Below are 18,554 nucleotides of genomic sequence, written 5' to 3' on the forward strand. Positions count from 1 at the left end.
AAATGTGAAGTTAACCAAAAGAAATATCATCAGAAAGCTCATTGACATCGTCATCTTGACGAGGGAAGTACGTTTTGAGCTGTTGGCCTGCTTTTTCGATGCCTTTACTCAGTCCAAGGGCAAACTCCTGTTTCGCAAAGTGACTTCGCATCAAATCACGGGTACTGTTCCAAAAATCGGCAGGAACGCACTCATTGATGCCTTTGTCGCCTATTACTGCAAATTTGCGATCTTCATAGGCTAAATAAAACAACACACCGTTTTTGAGTTCAGTACGATTCATACCCAACTCGGCAAATACTTCTTTGGCGCGTTCTATCACATCTGGCTCCAAGGACTTTCCTTCAATATGCACTCTTATTTCGCCAGAGGTAGCTAATTCTGCTTGGCGGATAGCCTCTAAGATTTGCTCTTGTTCGGAGGCTGATAAAAAGAAATGTTCCATACTGAAAAAATGAGATTGCGGATTGAGCAGACCCTGCTTCAATCCGCAAATGATAAGATAATAAGACTACTTAGAATTTGACGCTAGGAGCGGTTTGAGCGGCTTGGGAAGCTTCAAAGTATCCTTTGGCTTGGAAGCCAAACATTCCTGCAAACAAGGCCGCTGGAAAAGTACGAACCGACTGATTGTAATCTTTTACGACATCATTGAAGTCGTTGCGAGCTACACTGATGCGGTTTTCGGTACCTTCTAATTGGGCTTGCAAATCCAAAAAGTTTTGATTTGCTTTTAAGTTGGGGTAATTTTCGGCTACAGCCAACAACCGCGACAGCGTACCACTAAGTTGGTCTTGAGCTGCTTGGAACTTCTGGATGTTTTCGGGGGTAAGCTGCTCAGCTGATAGATTGATAGAGGTAGCTTTTGAGCGCGCTTCCATCACAGCCGAAAGGGTATTTTTCTCAAAATCGGCGGCTCCTTTTACAGTATTTACTAAGTTGGGAATCAAATCAGCCCGTCGTTGATACTGAGTTTGTACTTTTGCCCAAGCCCCGTTGACAGTCTCGTCTTTTCCTACGAGGCCGTTGTAGGTGCTACATCCGTACATACCAACTAGCAGAAGAACAACGACAACGATGATGGTGGTTTTTGACATGGTAATGTTAGATTTTAGTTTAACAGATGCAAATTTGTTTAAATCTAATGCTTTTGACTAAATAATTACACAAACGGTCACAAAGAGAGATATGCTATATTTTTTTATATACCATAAAAACTATTTGTTTATTTGTCTTGATAAATCATCTCCAAGATGCCTTCTAAATACTCGCGGGAATTGCTCAAACGAGGCACTTTATTTTGGCCGCCTAGCTTACCTCTTCGCCCCATCCAATCATAAAATGTACCCAATGGTACGGCATGAAGTAGGGGTTGGAGCAAAGCTAGCTCCATGTATCTCTTGGCATCATAGTCAGAGTTGACCTCTCTTAATTTTTGGTCCAACAGATTACAAAACTCTTCTAAGTTGTGGGGGGCTCTACTAAATTCAATAATCCATTCGTGGCGACCTTTGCTACCGTCGTCCATATATACGGGGCCAGCCGTATAATCATTGATAATGGCCCCCGTATGCTCGCAAGCATAAGTAATAGCGGCGTCGGCGTTTTCGATAATCACCTCTTCGCCAAAAGCATTGATAAAGTGCTTGGTACGTCCGCTGATTTTGATACGAAATGGGTATTTAGAAGTAAACTTAATGGTATCACCGATTTGATAGCGCCACAAGCCACTATTGGTAGAGATGACAAGCGCATAGTTTTTGTCAAGTTCTACTTCATCGATAGTGAGGGCTTTGGGATGAGTCTTGTCCCATTCTTCTGCGGGAATAAACTCATAAAAAATACCGTAGTCAAGCATTAAGAGCATTTCGCCGGGCAGTGCCAAATCATCTTGAAGGGCAAAAAAGCCTTCTGATGCATTGTAAGTTTCCATGTAAGTGACCTTATCACTCGGGAAGTATTTTTTCATGAAAAGCTCACGATAGGGCTGAAAGGCTACTGCCCCGTGAATGAAAACCTCAAAATTGGGCCAAACATCGAGCATGTTTTTGGCTCCGTGTTCTTCCATGATGCGGTCTAAAAGCACAATCGTCCAAGTAGGAACCCCTAAGATACTCGTCACATTTTCTTTGCCACATATATCGGCCATTCGAGCGAGTTTATCTTCCCATTTGTCCATCAGGGCCACATCGATAGGCGGGGTGCGAAGAAACTCCGCCCAAGTGGGCAGGTTTCGCATAATCACCGCCGATACATCTCCTACCATTCCTCCTTCTTGGTGGAAAGGATTGTCGTGGAGACTGCCTCCAATAGAAAGACCTTTGCCTTCAAACACAAGGGAATTAGGGCGATTTTGGGCATAGAGCGTCATGACATCCTTCCCCCCTCTATAGTGACAATCTTCCAGTGACTCGGGAGTAATCGGTAGGTATTTGCTACGGGCATTGGTCGTACCCGACGATTTTGAAAACCATTCTACGTCAGACGGCCAAAGCACGTTTTGTTCTCCTAACAATACACGTTCTATATACGGAAACAAGTCTTCATAAGTAGAAATAGGAACCCGTTCTTGGTATTGTTTGATAGTCTGAATCGTTCCATAGCGATATTTAATCCCCCAGTCGGTATAGCGAGCAGCCTCAATCAGTTCATGGAATGTCTGATGCTGAACCTCCACAGGATGTTTCTTGAAATGCTCGATGCGTTCGGCTCGGCGTTTCATAAAGAAGATGAGTATGTCGTTCAGCAGCGGCACGTATAATTTGTTTTTAGTTCAATAAACATAAATAAAATGATTGAAAGAATAAAAAAATGTACTAATTCTCTCAATCTTTCGGGATGCGATTAGGGTAATCGGTAATGATTCCATCCACTCCCATGGCTTTTAGTTTCTGCATTTCGGCGGTTGTGTTTACAGTCCAAGGGATAACTTTTATTCCTTGAAAATGTAATAGCCGTACTTTTTCGGAATTTAACAACTGATAATAAGGACTATATATGTCAGGCACAAAGCCCAGAGCTTCTAAGTTGTTGTGGATGCCTCTAAGATTGCTTACAAGAGCCGCTAAGGGTACTTTTTGATAAATACCTCGCTGGATTTGTTCTTTCCAATATCTGAGGATATTGAAATCAAAACTCTGAATTACGATGCGATTGGCAGGAAGCAGATTAATGATTTCTTTATATACCAAGTCTGAGAATAAGGCTACAGGTGGCTGGGTTTTATCGTATTCGCTTTCATTGCTTTTGATTTCAATGTTGTACAAAAATAAAGGAATCTGCTGTTGAATCCGAAAAGCTTCAGCAGCCTCAATTACCTCCTGCAGAAGGGGTTTATAGGCTTTTAGTTTTTGTTGTTGGGGAAAATTTCCGTTTCCCTTACTTCCTACATCATAGCGTTTGATTTCGTCGTAAGGGAGTTGATATAAAATAATTTTTTGGTTTTTAGGGATGGCATTGCCGTCAGGGGCGAGTGAAAAATCAGGATGAAAATAAGGGTCGTGAGAGACCACTACTTGCAAATCTTTAGAGATAACTACGTCTAATTCAAGCGTATTGACTCCTATTTCAAGTGCTTTTAAGAAGGCAGGAATGGTGTTTTCGGGCATCAACCCACGACAACCACGATGGCCTTGCCAGTTGAAGGAAGCAGGTTGGACGTAAGAGTTTTGCATAGATATCGTTAAAAAAAGCAATGAAGAAAGATAGAATCTCATGCTACTTGTGATGGTCGTACTCTTTGCAAAGCTAGTTATTTCTCATAAATCTATCGAAAAGTATGAGAATTAGCTCAATAAATATCCTTTATAAAAGGGTATATAATTTTTTGAAAAACTTTTGGAAGCAAAAATTATTCCGCTACTTTTGTAGAAGAAATACGCGTATAGCGAAAATTCGCAAGCAACAATGAGCAACAAAAATATGATTCAAAGAAATCTCCTTCGCCTCACTTGGTCATAAGTGAGAAGGGGTGTTTTTGCGAAAAGGAAAAGCCCTTTCTCACCCCGAGAAAGGTTTTTTTTTGAATTTTACTAACTTTGAAGAAGTTTAACCCAAAATAAAACTTAATAATCCATCCCTCTTTACAAACAATGAGCCAGAGAGTTCAAATTTTCGACACTACATTGCGCGACGGCGAGCAAGTGCCGGGGTGCCAGTTAACTACCGATGAGAAGATTGTTGTCGCCAAAGAACTCGAAAAGCTGGGTGTTGACGTCCTCGAAGCAGGGTTTCCGATTTCGAGCCCGGGCGATTTTCGTTCAGTAGTTGAAATTTCAAAAGCAGTACGTGAGCCTGTGATTTGTGCACTTTCTCGTGCCATCAAAGGTGATATTGACGCCGCTGGGGAAGCACTACAATATGCCAAACGTGGCCGAATTCACACAGGATTAGGGTCTTCGGATATCCACATTCAGCACAAGTTCAATACCACCCGCGAGAAAATTGTGGAGCAGGCTATTGGGGCGGTCAAACACGCCAAAACTTATGTAGAAGACGTGGAGTTTTATTGCGAAGACGCTGGACGAGCAGACTTAGCTTTTTTGGCTCATCTCGTAGAGTCGGTCATCAAAGCAGGTGCTACAGTCGTCAATATCCCTGATACCACTGGTTACTGTTTACCTCACGAATACGGTGACAAAATCAAGTATATCTTCGAAAATACTTCTAACGCCCACCAAGCCACGATTTCTATTCATTGCCACAATGACCTCGGCTTGGCTACTGCCAATACCATCGCAGGTGTAATGAGTGGCGCGCGGCAAGTAGAAGTTACCATGAATGGTATCGGTGAAAGAGCCGGTAATACTTCTCTCGAAGAAGTAGTGATGGCCCTTAAGGTACGCAAAGAAATGGGTTATGAAACAGGTATCAATACCCAATTGCTCTATCCTACAAGTCAGTTGGTATCCAAAATGATGCGGATGCCTGTACAGGCCAACAAGGCGATTGTAGGGCGTAATGCCTTTGCGCACTCTTCTGGAATTCACCAAGATGGATTTTTGAAGCACGCCTTCAATTACGAAATCATGAACCCAAGTGATGTAGGAGTAGATAAGTCGATGATTGTGTTGACCGCGCGTAGCGGACGTCACGCCCTCAAGCATCGTTTGGAGCTATTGGGTTATACTTTTGACAAGCCTACTTTGGATATTATTTATAAGCAATTTTTGGATGTAGCTGATGTCAAGAAGGAAGTAAATGACAAAGATTTGGTAGAGCTTGCTCGCGAAATAGTGGTGGCTTAATCTTCATAGAATCATTATTGATAAATATAAAACGAAGTCGGTAGAAATTCTGCCGACTTTTTCTTTTTTAGTAACCTCTTTTTTCGACACTTCGACGTCCAAAACTGACGCCTCAGCAAGGGCAATTTTTGGGGAATCACAAAAAATCAAGAGCTTTGTTTAAATCCTCAAAAAAGTTGAAAACTATCCACTTTAAGTACTTCTTTGTGTATGACAAAACTAAACGACAAATGGCTCAGGATAATTGGCATTCCTGTGATTACGCTTGTTGCTTTGGTCGTATATCACGAAGGAAAAGCGGTCCAATATTTTGGACATGCCAAAGAAGTGTTTCATACGGTAGTGGCGGTAGTGATTTTATGGGAACTCAATCGGCTCGTTATCATCAAATCACGAGAAAAATATCCCGGTATCAAACTTACCCGGCAGCGTTTGGTTTTTTTGTTGGCTTGGACTTTTTCTATCACAATCTTAATCCGATTTCTATTCTCACTTTTTTACAGCCTCAATATGTTTTGGGGCTATGTGTTTCCTGTTGAGCGGTATATTTTCAACATCATATTTGGCTTGTTGATTTTGCTACCTATTTTGGCTTTATATGAAGGGATTTATCTGTATCAACAATGGAAAAGGACGTATTTTGAGGCTGAGCGCCTCAAAAAAGAAAACCTTCAGACGCAGCTTGATTCTTTGAAATCTCAGATTCAGCCACATTTTTTATTTAATAGTCTCAGTACTTTATCTTCCTTGGTGGCAGAGGACCCCAAAAAAGCCGAACGCTTCATCGAAGAATTATCGTCGGTGTATCGGTATTTGTTGCAAAACAATGAACAACCTTTGACTTCCCTCCAAAATGAACTTGAGTTTATTGATGCGTATTTTCATTTGCTACAAACTCGTTTTGGTAGCGGTGTTGTATTGGAAAAAAACATTCAGCATCAGCATCTAAATTATTTGCTGCCACCGCTTACTTTGCAGTTGTTGGTCGAAAATGCCATGAAGCACAATATTGTCTTGAGTCATCAGCCATTGATGATTAAAATCTATACTGACAAAGCCAATAACTTGTTTGTAATCAATAATTTACAGAAAAAACAAAAGAGTGTCATCTCTAATAAAACCGGACTTACCAATATCTCTAATAAATACCGTTTGCTGGGGCAGTCTCATGTCGTAATTCGACAAACGGAGGCTATTTTTCAGGTAATGGTGCCGCTTATTTCACCCCAATATTTATCGGTCAATCACTCAGATTTTTGATATGAATATTTTAATTGTAGAAGACGAAGAATTGACGGCGCGTAAGCTACAGCGACTAGTACAAGAAGTTCAGCCTACCGCAGTAGTGGTAGGGTTTACGGCTACCATCGAAGACTCGGTGCGATGGCTTCGACAAAATCCCTCGCCCGATTTAATCTTACTAGATATTGAACTTGCCGACGGTCAAAGTTTTGAGATTTTTAACCAAGTCTCTATCACAAGCCCCGTTATTTTTACGACTGCCTATGACGAATTTGCTATCAAAGCTTTCAAACTTAATAGCATAGATTATTTACTCAAACCTATCAAAGCTGAAGAGTTAAGAGTAGCATTTGCGAAGCTGTCGCAATTGAGAGAAATATTTGGCAAATCGTCGATTGATATACAGGATTCTATCAAAAATTTGCTTTCACACTTAGCTCCTCCTGCCGAACCTACCTATCGCGAGCGCTTTTTAATCAGGCAAGGACAAAAGATGTTTTCGGTAGAAATCAGTCAAATAGCTTATTTTTATACGCGCAATAAACTTACTTTTGCCAAAACATACGACCAAAAAGACTACCTGATAGACTATACCCTTGATGAGATTTTACACGCGATTGATTCGCGCCAATATTACCGACTAAATCGCCAAATCATCGCATCTATACGCGCTATCGACAAAGTGCAGATGTATTTCAACAGTAAATTGAAGTTGCAATTATCTCCCATGTTTGATGATGAGGTGATCGTAGGAAGAGAAAAAGTAAAAGACTTTAAAGAATGGCTAGGAGAATAATGTACTTAATAAAACAAAGTGAGTTGCTGACCTTCGTGGGGGCGGGTGTCTTCAAGGTTATGAATAGAAACACCCAATAGTCGCACAGGTTTAGATAAAGGTTCGCTCAAACGGTCGATTGCCAATTTTTCTAAAGTTGCTTTTTCTCGAATCAATAAGCTACTAGAAATACTTCTAGTTATGGTCTGAAAATCATTGAATTTGATTTTTACTGTTACGGTACGTCCATAAATTTGGGTGCGTTCGCACCACTTCCACACCTCTTCAATCAATGGTTTTAGGGCTTCTTGTAGCTCTGTCCATGTTTCTAAATCATATTCAAAAGTATTTTCGGAGCCTACCGATTTACGGATACGGTCAGGTTCAACAGGGCGGTCGTCGATTCCTCTCGCGATTTGAAAATAATAACTCCCCATTTTTCCAAAATGAGTTCTTAAGAATGTCTCACTCTTTTCTTTAAGTTCAAGACCTGTTTTGATACCTAAACGGTGCATCTTTTCGGCGGTTACTTTCCCAATTCCGTGAAATTTGTCGATAGAAAGAGTTTCCGTAAATGCCGCTCCTTCGCTAGGAGTTATCACAAAAAGTCCGTCAGGTTTGCGATAATCGGAAGCAAGCTTGGCCAAAAACTTATTGTAAGATACCCCAGCCGATGCCCTTAGTTGGGTTTTTTCAAGAATACGAGCTTTGATTTCTTTCGCAATGTAAGTAGCTGATTTGACACCTTGGCGGTTTTCGGTCACATCCAGATAGGCTTCATCCAATGATAAGGGCTCGACAAGTGGAGTGTAATCTGCAAAAATCTCCCGAATTTGCTGAGATACAAATCGATACACTTCAAATCGCGGTTTTACGAAAATGAGCTGAGGACATTTGCGCAAAGCGACCCGTGACGACATAGCCGACCGCACACCAAAACGCCGAGCTTCATAACTAGCCGCCGCCACCACTCCTCGCTCGCTGCTACCGCCTACTGCTACGGGCTTGCCGCGTAGAGAAGGGGTATCGCGCTGTTCGACAGATGCAAAAAAAGCATCCATATCAATGTGAATGATTTTGCGAGTCATGGCTGAAAAAGGCCGCATAGAAGAAGTTGCCTTGATCAAAGTTACGACGAAATTGCTCAAAAAAGACAGTTTCTAAAATAATAAATTATGATAAAAACGGCTCTAGTTTTGCTATTAGCGACAAAAAGAAAGGTATTGCTGTGGAATAAATGCTAATTTTGTGGGCTCAATCATTACCATTCCAAATGACACATAACCTTAAACTTAAGAAACCGCTTGCGTTTTTTGATTTAGAGACAACCGGCATCAACATCCAGAAGGATCGTATTGTAGAGATTAGCGTTGTCAAAGCGTTGATGAATGGGCAGATTGAGTCTAAAACTTTTCGGGTCAATCCTGGTATTCCGATACCTTTAGAGTCGAGCCTTATTCACGGGATTTATGATGAGGATGTCAAAGATTGTCCTACTTTCAAGAATTTTGCTAAAACTTTGGCTCAATTTCTTCAAGGATGCGACTTGGCAGGTTTCAATTCCAATCGTTTTGATGTGCCGATGTTGGTCGAAGAGTTTTTGAGGGCTGATGTAGAATTTGACATCAAGAATCGAAAATTAGTAGATGCCCAAAGGATTTTTCATTTGATGGAACCTCGCAATTTGTCGGCAGCCTATAGGTTTTATTGTGGCAAAGATCTCGAAAATGCGCATAGTGCTCATGCTGATACAGTAGCGACTTTTGAGGTGTTGTGTGCTCAAGTAGAGAAATACGCGGGTGTCAAAATCAAAAATGACAAAGGAGAACTGTATGAACCCGTCCAAAATGACATAGAGGCGCTTCACAATCTTACGGCTTCCAAGATAGTGGACTTCGCCAATCGAATGGCCTACAATTCAAAAGGGGAAGAAATCATTAATTTTGGGAAACACAACGGTAAGCGTGTAGTAGATGTGCTGGCGCAAGAACCTAGCTATTATGATTGGATGATGAAAGGCGACTTTCCGCTCGATACCAAGCGTAAGCTCACCGAAATTAAGATGCGAATGGCTTTTGGCCGAAAATAAGAAGAGCAGTGTTACACAAAAAAGCGGGGCACCGATAATCGATGCCCCGCTTTTTTGTGTGTAGCATTGCTAAGTCTTCAATTTCTTCTTTTTAGCTGCTGGAAAAAGAATATTATTTAAGATCAAACGATAGCCCGCCGAATTGGGATGCAGGTTCAAGTCGGTTGGTTCTTCGTTGATTTCGTGGCGATAATCCTCCGGGTCGTGACCGCCGTAAAAAGTGAAGAAGCCTTTGGCATAAGTACTATGGATATAGCGAGCTTCGCCTGCTGATCGATTCTCTGCTAGAATAATCACTTCAGGTTTAATGTATTGTTTTTTAAAGGCGGTAGTTTGCCCCATAAAGCCTTTGATAATTTGCTGGTGGTTTTGGGTCAACATGGTCGGGACGGGGTCCCATTTGGCCGAAAACTGAAAAAGAGTAAAATAATCGTTCGCCTCGTTTAGGCCTCGTTCGTTGGGTTGGCTATCTACCGACGAAAATTCAATTTCGTAAGGATTAGTAACTACCATGAAGTTTTGGAAAGCAAATGTTTGACTGAAGTCAAGTTTTTTTTGTGCCCCAGGGTCGGTACCGTCACCGTCATAAATCACATCGGCAATATCGGTGTTTTGAGCTGCCAAAGCCACGTCATACGTGTCGGTGGCATTGCACATGGCAAACATATATCCTCCTCCTGCTACGTATTGTTGTATTTTTTTTGCTACTGCCAATTTGAGTTTTGAGACTTTGTTAAATCCCCACTTGGCGGCAATTTCTTCAGCTTCGCGTTTTTGGGCACGATACCAGGGAAAATCACGAAAATGGAAAAACTTGCCATACTGTCCTGTAAAGTCCTCGTGATGTAGGTGCAACCAATCATATTCGGCGAGTTTGCCCTGCATTACATCATCATCATATACGATATCGTAGGGGATTTCGGCATAAGTCATGACCAACGTCACAGCATCATCCCATGGTTGTTTTGTTTTAGGTGAATATACGGCCACTTTAGGCGCTTTATGGAGTTTTACATTGTCCATGTTAGCATCGGGTTGAGCTACTTCAGCGATGATGTTTGCACTTTGGGCATCCGAAATGACTTCATAACTTACCCCTCTGATGACAAGCTCATTGACGACCCGTTGGCTCCAATCAAACATAAAACTCCCGCCACGATAATTCAGGAGCCAATCTATTTCGGTGTCATAGTTGCGTAGCACCCAGTATGTAAGCCCATAAGCTTTGAGGTGATTTTTTTGTGCTTCGTCCATCGGAATCAGGACTTTAGAAGCCCACGCTCCCTGCACCAAGCCAAAAAAAATGATAAGTGGTAGGATGTACCGTTTCATCGGTTTGTGGAATTACTTTTTGATGATGACTTTTGTATAAACGAATATAGTACAAAAAACGTGCAGAAAAAGTGGATGAAGTAAGAAATCGGGATTATATAAACAAATATTTCTCTCGAAATAGATAAAGTTCCACGGCACATCCTCCCAAAAACTTATGAATCTTTTAGAAAATGTTCGAGAAGGGCTTCGGTCGATTCAATCCAATATGCTGCGTACAGTTTTGACTGCCCTCATTATTGCTATCGGTATCACATCGCTCGTTGGGATTTTGACGGCGATTGATGGTATGCAAAGCTCCGTCAATAATAGCTTTGCTGATTTGGGTGCAAATACATTTGATATTACAGGACCTCAGCCTTTCAGAAGAAGAAGTGGAGGCGTACGCGACAAAGATTATCCCCCTATCTCTTACAGACAGGCCCAAAAATATAAGACCGAAATCAAAGAGAGGTATAATGCAAGTGTGGCGATTTCGGCGAATGTGAGAGGAGCAGCGCAAATTAAATTTAAGTCTAAACAAACCAATCCCAACTCGCTTATTGTGGGAGTAGATGATAATTATTTGGCGATTAAAGGTTATAAACTCATATCAGGGCGCAACCTCTCACCTACCGATTTAGACAATGGCCTCAACGTTGTGATTATTGGTTCGGAGATTGCACAAAAACTATTTGAAGGAAAACTTAATCCACTTAATCAGCAAATTGTGATGTTGGGGAAACCCTATAAGGTAGTAGGAGTTTTGGATAAAAAGGGATCACTAACGGGTAGTGGCGATGACAGGGTTTTACTAGTACCGCTTGAAAATGGGAGAGCTTTGGCTGCCAATCGACAACTCACTTTCAACATCACCACTTCTATTAATACTACTGAAAACCGGGAGTTGATCATGGAAGAGGCGCGAGGTATCATGAGACGTGTACGCAACGACCGTATTGGGGCTAAGGATTCATTTGAGATAGAAAGTGCGGATGCGATTGCCAAAGATTTTGAAGAAGTATCAGGTTATTTGCGCATGGGTGGGTTTGGAATCGGAATCATTACACTATTGGGTGCAGCGATTGCCCTTATGAATATCATGCTTGTATCAGTCACCGAACGAACCCGCGAAATAGGCATTCGTAAGTCTTTAGGCGCTACTCCAAGATTGATAAGATTACAATTTTTGATAGAGGCAATTGTAGTGTGTATTTTGGGAGGAATAGGAGGATTGATACTAGGGATTGCGATTGGCAACCTTATTGCGGGACTTATTAGTGAAAATGCCAGTTTTATTGTTCCGTGGTTTTGGATGTTGATTGGAATTTTTGTGTGTGTAATTGTAGGAATAATTTCGGGGATTTATCCAGCCATAAAAGCCTCACGTTTAGACCCTATAGAAGCATTACGTTACGAATAGAATAGAATTTGAATATTTTTTTTGTAGAAAAGTTTGCAAATAAAAAATGAACTGCTACTTTTGCAGTCCCGTTTCCAATCAGATGCCCAGGTGGCGGAATCGGTAGACGCGTTGGTCTCAAACACCAATGGGGTCACACCCGTGCCGGTTCGACTCCGGCCCTGGGTACTCTCAGACCTATAAAGGTTTCATTATGTACTGATTAATTAGGTCAAAAGCCCGAAACGGTTAAGTTTCGGGCTTTTTTTTATACTCATTTCGTCCAAAATTTCTTTCTAGTATATCTTTTTTTACTCGCAGTGATTTTACTCGCAGTACTTTGGCAGTGCGAGTAATTTTTCTCTCACCTATTTTTTTCATGGTTGTTGCAGCAAAACGGCAAACTAAAATGTCGTTTTTATGCAATTCTTCACTTTAAACAAAATGAGAATCCGTTTTTGGACTCGTATTGATTCCATCAATGAAGCAGGCCAAGCCCCGCTAAACTGCTATGTAATTGTCAACAAAGTCAAATGTTCCGACTTTTCGGTTGACGTTATGATTCCTGTAGAAGCTTGGGACAGTAAACAACAACAAGTAAATGAGTCTCACCCTTTGGCTAGTGTCTTAAATCAGAAAATCAATTTTATCCGTATCCGTCTCATGCAAATAGAAATGCAACTGAGCCTTCAAGAGCCAAGTTTGTAGGTTACATATTTAGTCCGATTAATGTATAAGATACGCTGAATCTAGTTTTTTGCTTACTTCATATATTTATAAATAGTTTCTGATAATTTTAAAAATAAATTGTAGTAATAAAGTGAATGTGTAACTTAGTGATTATATTTGAAGGAATAATATGCCTAAATTTTATCTTTTATAGTAGATGTTTATATGTCAATTGAATTTCTGATTAAGAATGTATAAATATGATAATATACCGACCGATATTGCTATTTATTTTGATAAAATAGATTAAAATGATTTTTTGGTATATTTTTTATATCCCAAAATCCTAGGGATTGGGATATAAAAAAGGCGCTTAAAAATACAAGATAACTCTGTGGCCTGTGTGTTAGTATAGTATGGGATTTTTCTTTTTTAACTATAAAAAATAATGCGCAAGTAAATTGAATTGAAAATTGTAAAAATAATGCATTGATTTAGAAATTATTTTGCAGAAAATTTAAAATAGAAAAACATCAAGACAGAAATAACTGCTGGTTATCTTAAAAAAATGAGGCATAATAATTTTAGGCTCTTATTCACTGAAGTTAGGATTTGTGTTTGTGTGTTGCTGTCGGATACCAAGGTCTAGACCGCTGACAAGGGCGTAGAGATAGAGGCTATTCTTCAGAGAAAGTTATGTGAACATACTTCAGATGAAAATAACTTTAATAATTTACCCGTGTTTATGAACATCTTATTGATTGAAAACGACCCTTCGCAAACTCTACAGATTAAGTCAATACTGGCAAAATTGGATTACAACATGATGGGTGTTGCCAAAAGTTATGAAGAAGCTGTAGACTTAATAAATCTTACAAGTATTGACTTAATCTTGTTAGATATAGGTTCGATAGAAGACAAAACGACTCTGGAAAAAATAGACTTACTGTCGCCTTTTCGTATTCCTATTATTTTAACACCTACCTACGACATCCAAGAACTATATGATAAAGTAAAAAAATTAGATAATGTTTTTTACCTCGTGAAGCCTTTTCATGTAAATACCCTTGATAGTGTTATAAGTCTTTTGAAGCGTAAAATGGAAATAAAGACTGAGTTCATACGAGGAGGTATAAGAAGTGAAATTATTGCTTTAAAAAATATTTTATATATTGAGGTAGAACGGACTTATTCCTTTATTCAGACCGAAAATCGCCGATATGTCTTCAAAAAATCATTGACTCTCTTAAAGAAGCAAATACCTGAGGGAGAGTTTTTTCAAATTCATCGTAGTTTTTTGGTGAATAAAAAATATATCAAAAGAATAGATGTTGAACGCAGCATGGTAGAGATAGAAGGAGGTACGGTTTTGCCAATGAGTCGCAGAGTCAAACACTTGCTAATCTCTAGAGGTATCAAAAATGTTGGATGATTAAATTTACTAGTGTACTCAATTTGTGTCTATTGGTAAAAAATATTTCATGTAAAATAATAATTTCGTTGTAATAATAGAAGGATTATAATTTTTGTTTTTAATATACCAAAAGTGTTTTTTGTGTGTAAAAAAATATCATATACTTTTTTGTAAAAATAGGTATATATTTACAAAAATGGTATATGATTCGAGATTTAGAAGTAGCTGATAGTATTGGATGCGGGGTTATCGTGTAAAGCTTTGAGTCTTTTTATTTTAAATAGTTGCGCCTGTAGCATTTATAAAAACGGTTGGTTAACTATAAATGGAGTTGTGATTTACAATTGCGATTGGTCATGATGAAGACTTGTTGGGCCACAACTTTATAAACAGAGGCAAATGAGATAGGAATACTTACAGCAGCGTGGTAGCAGTAAACCACCTTGGTTCTCTTTGGCAGATGATTAGTATCCTCCCAAAAAAGCAGAAGATGCCGCATCTTCTGCTTTTTTGTTGGGTTTGGCAAGATTCATGTTGTCTTTTGCGTTGTTAAACGAGCCAAACATTATATTATGAAAAAAATGTATTCACCTGTTTCTCTTATACGTCTCTTTTTGCTTCTTGTAGTTTTATTGAACGGATATAGAAGCTATGCCCAACGAGAAGTGCAGTATGCCCAATACCTCGTCAATCCACTTGCCATCAATCCTGCGGCCACGGGTGTTCGCGAAAATTTTTACTTCAATGCTGTTTTGCGGCGTCAGTTTATAGCGGGGGTCCAAGGGCTTCCTGTAACTCAATCTTTTGCGATGGATGGAAGTATTGCCAATGGTAAAGTTGGTTTAGGACTACAGGGCCTAAACGACCGCGTCGCAGTCAATACGGCGGTGTTTGGGAGTATTTCTTACATCTTTAAAATATCAGAAGAACAAAAAATTTCGATTGGAGGATTAGGAGGTATCAATGTATTGCCTACGCGCAATGCCATCAACACAGGGGGTAGCCTCAATAAAGCACTAGCCAGTGCGGGTGTCGGAATTTATTATGAAGATGAAGTGTTTTTTGGAGGAGTCTCTATGCCCGAAATCCTTAAACAACAATACGGCTACAATAACACAAGTGGATTGCTCAACTATCAACGCCCTTTGTTTGTACAGGTAGGGATGAAGGCTGACTTGATAGAAGAACTAGACTTTAGACCTTCTATCGTTTTGACAAAACCTGAAAATGGTAAAATACGTACTGATTTGAATGCTTTAGCACATTATAAAAGCCGAATTTTAGCAGGGCTTTCGGTTCGTATAGGTACTACTACTTATATACAAGGCCTACTAGGGTTTGACGTTTCGAAGAACATTCGGGTGGGTTATACCTATAATTCTCGCCGCGTAGAAGATTTTAACGGTACTTCAAATAATATTCCTGGAGCAGGAAAAGGAATTCATGAAATTGTTTTTACACTTCAACCCAATCCACGTGTAGATTAGTTTTTTGCTAAAACTATACGATTTTTGCAATTTTTTACAAATACATAAGCTAACTTTGCCCCACTGAATCTAAGTGGTTTTCAAATGGAAAAATACTCATATATAGCTAATTCGGAAGCAGCGTACATTGAAGAGTTGTACCAGAAGTACCAGCAACAACCTGACTCGGTTGATTTGAGCTGGCAACGATTTTTTGAAGGTTTTGAATTTTCAATTAAATATGGAGAAAACAAACCTCATGTAAACGGAAATGGAGCCGCCGCTCCCACCGCCGAAAAACCAGTCTCGGCAAGCCATACTCGTAAAGAAATGGAGGTAGTTCACCTCATCAGAGGGTATCGCCAAAGAGGGCACCTTAAGTCTCAAACCAATCCCCTAGGGCCTCGGAAAGACCGTCAGGCACAATTAGAATTGCAAGATTTTAATCTTTCGGAAGGCGATTTGGATACCGTTTTTGAAGCTGGTATTGAGGTATTTGGCCGACCAGCCAAGCTGCGTGAAATTGTAGAAGCTCTTCAAAAAGTATATACTCAAAAAATAGGATTTGAGTATCAGTATATCCGCGATCGACGTGCCAAAAGCTGGTTGCGTAAAAAAATTGAAGACGAATATCTTAACTTCAAGCCTACTATTGAGCAGAAAAAGAGAATCTTGGAAAAACTCAACGAGGCTGTCACGTTCGAAAACTTCTTACATACGAAGTTTCTTGGTAAAAAAAGATTTTCGCTCGAAGGGGGAGAAGCTACCATTCCAGCGCTTGATGTGGTACTAAATAGAGGTGCAGAGCTAGGAGTAGAAGAAGTAGTAATCGGGATGGCGCACCGTGGGCGTCTCAATGTGCTCACCAATATCATGCAAAAATCCTATGACCAGATTTTCAATGAGTTTGAAGAAAATGTGGTACTTGATGAGTTTAGTGATGGTGATGTAAAATACCACATGGGATATGAGAGTCAAGTGGAGACCACGTCGGGTAAGCGAGTAAGTCTCAAACTTATGCCCAACCCTTCGCACCTCGAAGCCGTCAATCCCGTAGTAGTAGGATACGCACGCGCACGCGCCGACGAACACTATAATCATATTTCAGGGCAAGATAAATATGACCCTGTGCTGCCGATCTTGATTCATGGCGATGCCGCAGTGGCGGGTCAAGGGATTGTGTATGAAGTGACCCAAATGTCTAATTTGCCAGCTTATTATACGGGAGGTACGCTACACTTTGTGATCAACAACCAAGTAGGGTTTACTACTGACCACGAAGACAATCGTTCGTCTATTTATTGTTCTGATATTGCGCGGATTGTGGATGCTCCTATCTTCCACGTTAATGGTAACGACCCAGAGGCGGTAGCATTTGTGATGAAAATAGCGGTCGAATTCCGTCAGGAGTTTAATCGGGATGTATTTGTAGATATGGTATGTTATCGTAAATATGGCCACAACGAAGCGGATGAGCCTCGTTTTACGCAGCCTACAATGTATACCAAAATCTCTCAACAGCTCAATGGTCGTGATTTGTATATGAAGATGCTCACCGAGCGGGGTGAACTTGATGCGCAAATCGCCGACCAAATGAAAGTAGAATTGGAAGGTGAGCTACAAGAATTATTACAAAAAGTAAAACAAAAGCAACTACCTTATCAGCGTCCTAAGTTAGAACGTGATTGGGCTGAGCTTCGTCGTTCGATTCCCGAAGACTTTGAAGAATCCCCTGCTACTGGTATATCAAATGATATAATTGAAAAAGTAAGAAATGCGCTTACTACGTTGCCAGAAGGCTTCAAAGTGTTGAAGCAAATTGAGAAAGTCATAGAAGAACGTAAACAAATTTTTAGCGGCGAAAAACCATTTAACTGGTCGGCAGGCGAACTATTAGCTTATGGCTCTATCTTGGCCGAAGGTCGTACTGTACGTATGACGGGTCAAGATGTACAGCGAGGTACGTTCTCTCATCGCCATGCAGTGCTTCATGAGATAGATTCCAATGAAAATTATAATAGCCTTGCGCACATTGGTGAGGGGCAAGGTATATTTGAAATATACAATTCTCTATTGTCAGAGTATGGCGTAATGGGCTTTGAATATGGGTATGCCATGGCCAACCCTCACGCACTTGTAATATGGGAAGCGCAGTTTGGTGATTTTGCCAACGGTGCCCAAATCATGGTCGATCAGTTTATTTCGGCTACTGAGTCGAAATGGAATGCCATGAACGGTCTGGTGATGCTCTTACCTCATGGATATGAAGGACAGGGCCCTGAGCACTCAAGCGCTCGTCCCGAACGTTTCTTGATTTTGTCGGCTGAGTACAATATGTATGTATGTAATGTTACTACGCCGGCTAACTTCTTCCATATGATTCGTCGTCAGTTGGCATTACCCTTCCGTAAGCCTTGTATTTTGATGTCGCCTAAGTCTATGCTTCGTAGTCCTTATGCGGTTTCGCCTATGAGTGATTTTGAAGAAGGGACTCGTTTTCAAGAAACCATTGGTGATACTTTTGTTGAACCTAAAAAGGTAAAAAGAGTGTTACTTTGTACCGGGAAGTTGTATTGGGAATTGTACGAAAAACAACAAAAAGACAACCGAAAAGATGTGGCAATCATTCGTATAGAGCAGTTACATCCTTTCCCCGAAAAACAAGTAGAAGCGCATCTTGCACAATACAAAAAAGCGGAAGTAATTTGGGTACAGGAAGAACCAGAAAACATGGGTTATTGGACGTTCGTTTTGCGGGCATTTCCTCAAATTGGCTTAGGGAAGGTATTGGCTCGCAAGCCTAGTGCCTCTCCTGCTACTGGTTACATGAAAATCCACGCTAAAGAGCAAGCAGAGCTTATCGAGCAAGCTTTTAATGTAGGCTAACCTACATTTTGATTGAATAACCAACATTAAGATTCATTGAACAACTAGGATATA

At 40.4% G+C, this 18,554-nt stretch carries 16 protein-coding genes and 1 tRNA gene; 10 read left to right on the top strand and 7 right to left on the bottom strand.

Going from position 1 to position 18,554, the window contains the following annotated elements:
• Positions 1–10: 10 nt before the first annotated feature.
• From G563_RS0128545 to G563_RS0128560, 4 genes are all read right to left on the bottom strand, one after another.
• Entirely contained in the window at positions 11–445 is a 435-nt protein-coding gene (locus tag G563_RS0128545; protein ID WP_028668338.1) for a TPM domain-containing protein, read from the bottom strand.
• A 70-nt stretch (positions 446–515) separates the two neighbouring features.
• Positions 516–1,097: a LemA family protein gene (locus G563_RS0128550; RefSeq protein WP_028668339.1), complete on the bottom strand. Its 582-nt coding sequence runs from the start codon at positions 1,095–1,097 to the stop codon at positions 516–518.
• A gap of 128 nt (positions 1,098–1,225) precedes the next feature.
• Positions 1,226–2,755: a GH3 auxin-responsive promoter family protein gene (locus tag G563_RS0128555; RefSeq protein WP_037328449.1), complete on the bottom strand. Its 1,530-nt coding sequence runs from the start codon at positions 2,753–2,755 to the stop codon at positions 1,226–1,228.
• Between the two features lie 70 nt (positions 2,756–2,825).
• On the bottom strand, positions 2,826–3,674 hold the full coding sequence (locus G563_RS0128560) for a glycerophosphodiester phosphodiesterase family protein (protein WP_037328451.1): 849 nt from the start codon (positions 3,672–3,674) through the stop codon (positions 2,826–2,828).
• 417 nt (positions 3,675–4,091) lie between these two features.
• On the opposite strand from G563_RS0128560, the gene G563_RS36125 reads away from it, so the two are divergent.
• The 3 genes from G563_RS36125 to G563_RS0128575 all read left to right on the top strand — a co-directional run bounded on the left by G563_RS36125 (position 4,092) and on the right by G563_RS0128575 (position 7,284).
• Positions 4,092–5,246 carry a 2-isopropylmalate synthase gene (locus G563_RS36125; RefSeq protein WP_084650999.1) on the top strand — a complete coding sequence of 385 codons (1,155 nt, stop codon included), beginning with the start codon at positions 4,092–4,094 and terminating at the stop codon, positions 5,244–5,246.
• 210 nt (positions 5,247–5,456) lie between these two features.
• The gene (locus G563_RS0128570; protein ID WP_028668342.1) at positions 5,457–6,506 is read left to right on the top strand and encodes a sensor histidine kinase; all 1,050 of its coding nucleotides are present in this window, start codon (positions 5,457–5,459) and stop codon (positions 6,504–6,506) included.
• Position 6,507: 1 nt separating this feature from the next.
• Positions 6,508–7,284: a LytR/AlgR family response regulator transcription factor gene (locus tag G563_RS0128575; protein WP_028668343.1), complete on the top strand. Its 777-nt coding sequence runs from the start codon at positions 6,508–6,510 to the stop codon at positions 7,282–7,284.
• A 5-nt stretch (positions 7,285–7,289) separates the two neighbouring features.
• Here G563_RS0128575 and dinB read toward each other — a convergent pair whose 3' ends face one another.
• Positions 7,290–8,351: a DNA polymerase IV gene (dinB, locus tag G563_RS0128580; protein WP_028668344.1), complete on the bottom strand. Its 1,062-nt coding sequence runs from the start codon at positions 8,349–8,351 to the stop codon at positions 7,290–7,292.
• A 185-nt stretch (positions 8,352–8,536) separates the two neighbouring features.
• Between dinB and G563_RS0128585 the strand changes: the two genes are divergently transcribed.
• Complete coding sequence (locus tag G563_RS0128585) at positions 8,537–9,352, top strand: 3'-5' exonuclease (RefSeq protein ID WP_028668345.1); 816 nt, start codon at positions 8,537–8,539, stop codon at positions 9,350–9,352.
• Between the two features lie 69 nt (positions 9,353–9,421).
• Here G563_RS0128585 and G563_RS0128590 read toward each other — a convergent pair whose 3' ends face one another.
• A complete protein-coding gene (locus G563_RS0128590; protein WP_028668346.1) occupies positions 9,422–10,684 on the bottom strand; it encodes a hypothetical protein in 1,263 nt (420 codons plus the stop codon).
• A 157-nt stretch (positions 10,685–10,841) separates the two neighbouring features.
• On the opposite strand from G563_RS0128590, the gene G563_RS0128595 reads away from it, so the two are divergent.
• Both G563_RS0128595 and G563_RS0128600 read left to right on the top strand, forming a co-directional pair.
• On the top strand, positions 10,842–12,086 hold the full coding sequence (locus G563_RS0128595; protein WP_028668347.1) for an ABC transporter permease: 1,245 nt from the start codon (positions 10,842–10,844) through the stop codon (positions 12,084–12,086).
• A gap of 84 nt (positions 12,087–12,170) precedes the next feature.
• Positions 12,171–12,254, top strand: a tRNA-Leu gene (locus G563_RS0128600).
• A 60-nt stretch (positions 12,255–12,314) separates the two neighbouring features.
• Here the strand turns inward: G563_RS0128600 and G563_RS39100 are convergent.
• Complete coding sequence (locus G563_RS39100; protein ID WP_262506134.1) at positions 12,315–12,446, bottom strand: hypothetical protein; 132 nt, start codon at positions 12,444–12,446, stop codon at positions 12,315–12,317.
• 63 nt (positions 12,447–12,509) lie between these two features.
• Between G563_RS39100 and G563_RS0128610 the strand changes: the two genes are divergently transcribed.
• The 4 genes from G563_RS0128610 to G563_RS0128630 all read left to right on the top strand — a co-directional run bounded on the left by G563_RS0128610 (position 12,510) and on the right by G563_RS0128630 (position 18,500).
• A complete protein-coding gene (locus G563_RS0128610; RefSeq protein WP_028668348.1) occupies positions 12,510–12,773 on the top strand; it encodes an Arm DNA-binding domain-containing protein in 264 nt (87 codons plus the stop codon).
• Positions 12,774–13,479: 706 nt separating this feature from the next.
• A complete protein-coding gene (locus tag G563_RS0128615; RefSeq protein ID WP_028668349.1) occupies positions 13,480–14,166 on the top strand; it encodes a LytR/AlgR family response regulator transcription factor in 687 nt (228 codons plus the stop codon).
• A 554-nt stretch (positions 14,167–14,720) separates the two neighbouring features.
• Positions 14,721–15,635: a PorP/SprF family type IX secretion system membrane protein gene (locus G563_RS0128625; protein ID WP_028668350.1), complete on the top strand. Its 915-nt coding sequence runs from the start codon at positions 14,721–14,723 to the stop codon at positions 15,633–15,635.
• An 84-nt stretch (positions 15,636–15,719) separates the two neighbouring features.
• Positions 15,720–18,500: a 2-oxoglutarate dehydrogenase E1 component gene (locus G563_RS0128630; protein WP_028668351.1), complete on the top strand. Its 2,781-nt coding sequence runs from the start codon at positions 15,720–15,722 to the stop codon at positions 18,498–18,500.
• Positions 18,501–18,554 lie beyond the last annotated feature (54 nt).

The organism is Runella zeae DSM 19591 (assembly GCF_000423565.1).
Classification (GTDB): domain Bacteria; phylum Bacteroidota; class Bacteroidia; order Cytophagales; family Spirosomataceae; genus Runella; species Runella zeae.

What these genes read in the sequence shown, in the direction of transcription:
- G563_RS0128585 (WP_028668345.1), top strand. Translation starts at nt 8,537, where the DNA reads ATGACACATAACCTTAAACTTAAGAAACCGCTTGCGTTTTTTGATTTA.
- G563_RS0128590 (WP_028668346.1), bottom strand. Translation starts at nt 10,684, where the DNA reads ATGAAACGGTACATCCTACCACTTATCATTTTTTTTGGCTTGGTGCAG.
- G563_RS0128615 (WP_028668349.1), top strand. Translation starts at nt 13,480, where the DNA reads ATGAACATCTTATTGATTGAAAACGACCCTTCGCAAACTCTACAGATT.
- G563_RS39100 (WP_262506134.1), bottom strand. Translation starts at nt 12,446, where the DNA reads ATGAAAAAAATAGGTGAGAGAAAAATTACTCGCACTGCCAAAGTACTG.
- G563_RS36125 (WP_084650999.1), top strand. Translation starts at nt 4,092, where the DNA reads ATGAGCCAGAGAGTTCAAATTTTCGACACTACATTGCGCGACGGCGAG.
- G563_RS0128575 (WP_028668343.1), top strand. Translation starts at nt 6,508, where the DNA reads ATGAATATTTTAATTGTAGAAGACGAAGAATTGACGGCGCGTAAGCTA.
- G563_RS0128545 (WP_028668338.1), bottom strand. Translation starts at nt 445, where the DNA reads ATGGAACATTTCTTTTTATCAGCCTCCGAACAAGAGCAAATCTTAGAG.
- G563_RS0128570 (WP_028668342.1), top strand. Translation starts at nt 5,457, where the DNA reads ATGACAAAACTAAACGACAAATGGCTCAGGATAATTGGCATTCCTGTG.
- dinB (WP_028668344.1), bottom strand. Translation starts at nt 8,351, where the DNA reads ATGACTCGCAAAATCATTCACATTGATATGGATGCTTTTTTTGCATCT.
- G563_RS0128560 (WP_037328451.1), bottom strand. Translation starts at nt 3,674, where the DNA reads ATGCAAAACTCTTACGTCCAACCTGCTTCCTTCAACTGGCAAGGCCAT.
- G563_RS0128595 (WP_028668347.1), top strand. Translation starts at nt 10,842, where the DNA reads ATGAATCTTTTAGAAAATGTTCGAGAAGGGCTTCGGTCGATTCAATCC.
- G563_RS0128550 (WP_028668339.1), bottom strand. Translation starts at nt 1,097, where the DNA reads ATGTCAAAAACCACCATCATCGTTGTCGTTGTTCTTCTGCTAGTTGGT.
- G563_RS0128610 (WP_028668348.1), top strand. Translation starts at nt 12,510, where the DNA reads ATGAGAATCCGTTTTTGGACTCGTATTGATTCCATCAATGAAGCAGGC.
- G563_RS0128630 (WP_028668351.1), top strand. Translation starts at nt 15,720, where the DNA reads ATGGAAAAATACTCATATATAGCTAATTCGGAAGCAGCGTACATTGAA.
- G563_RS0128625 (WP_028668350.1), top strand. Translation starts at nt 14,721, where the DNA reads ATGAAAAAAATGTATTCACCTGTTTCTCTTATACGTCTCTTTTTGCTT.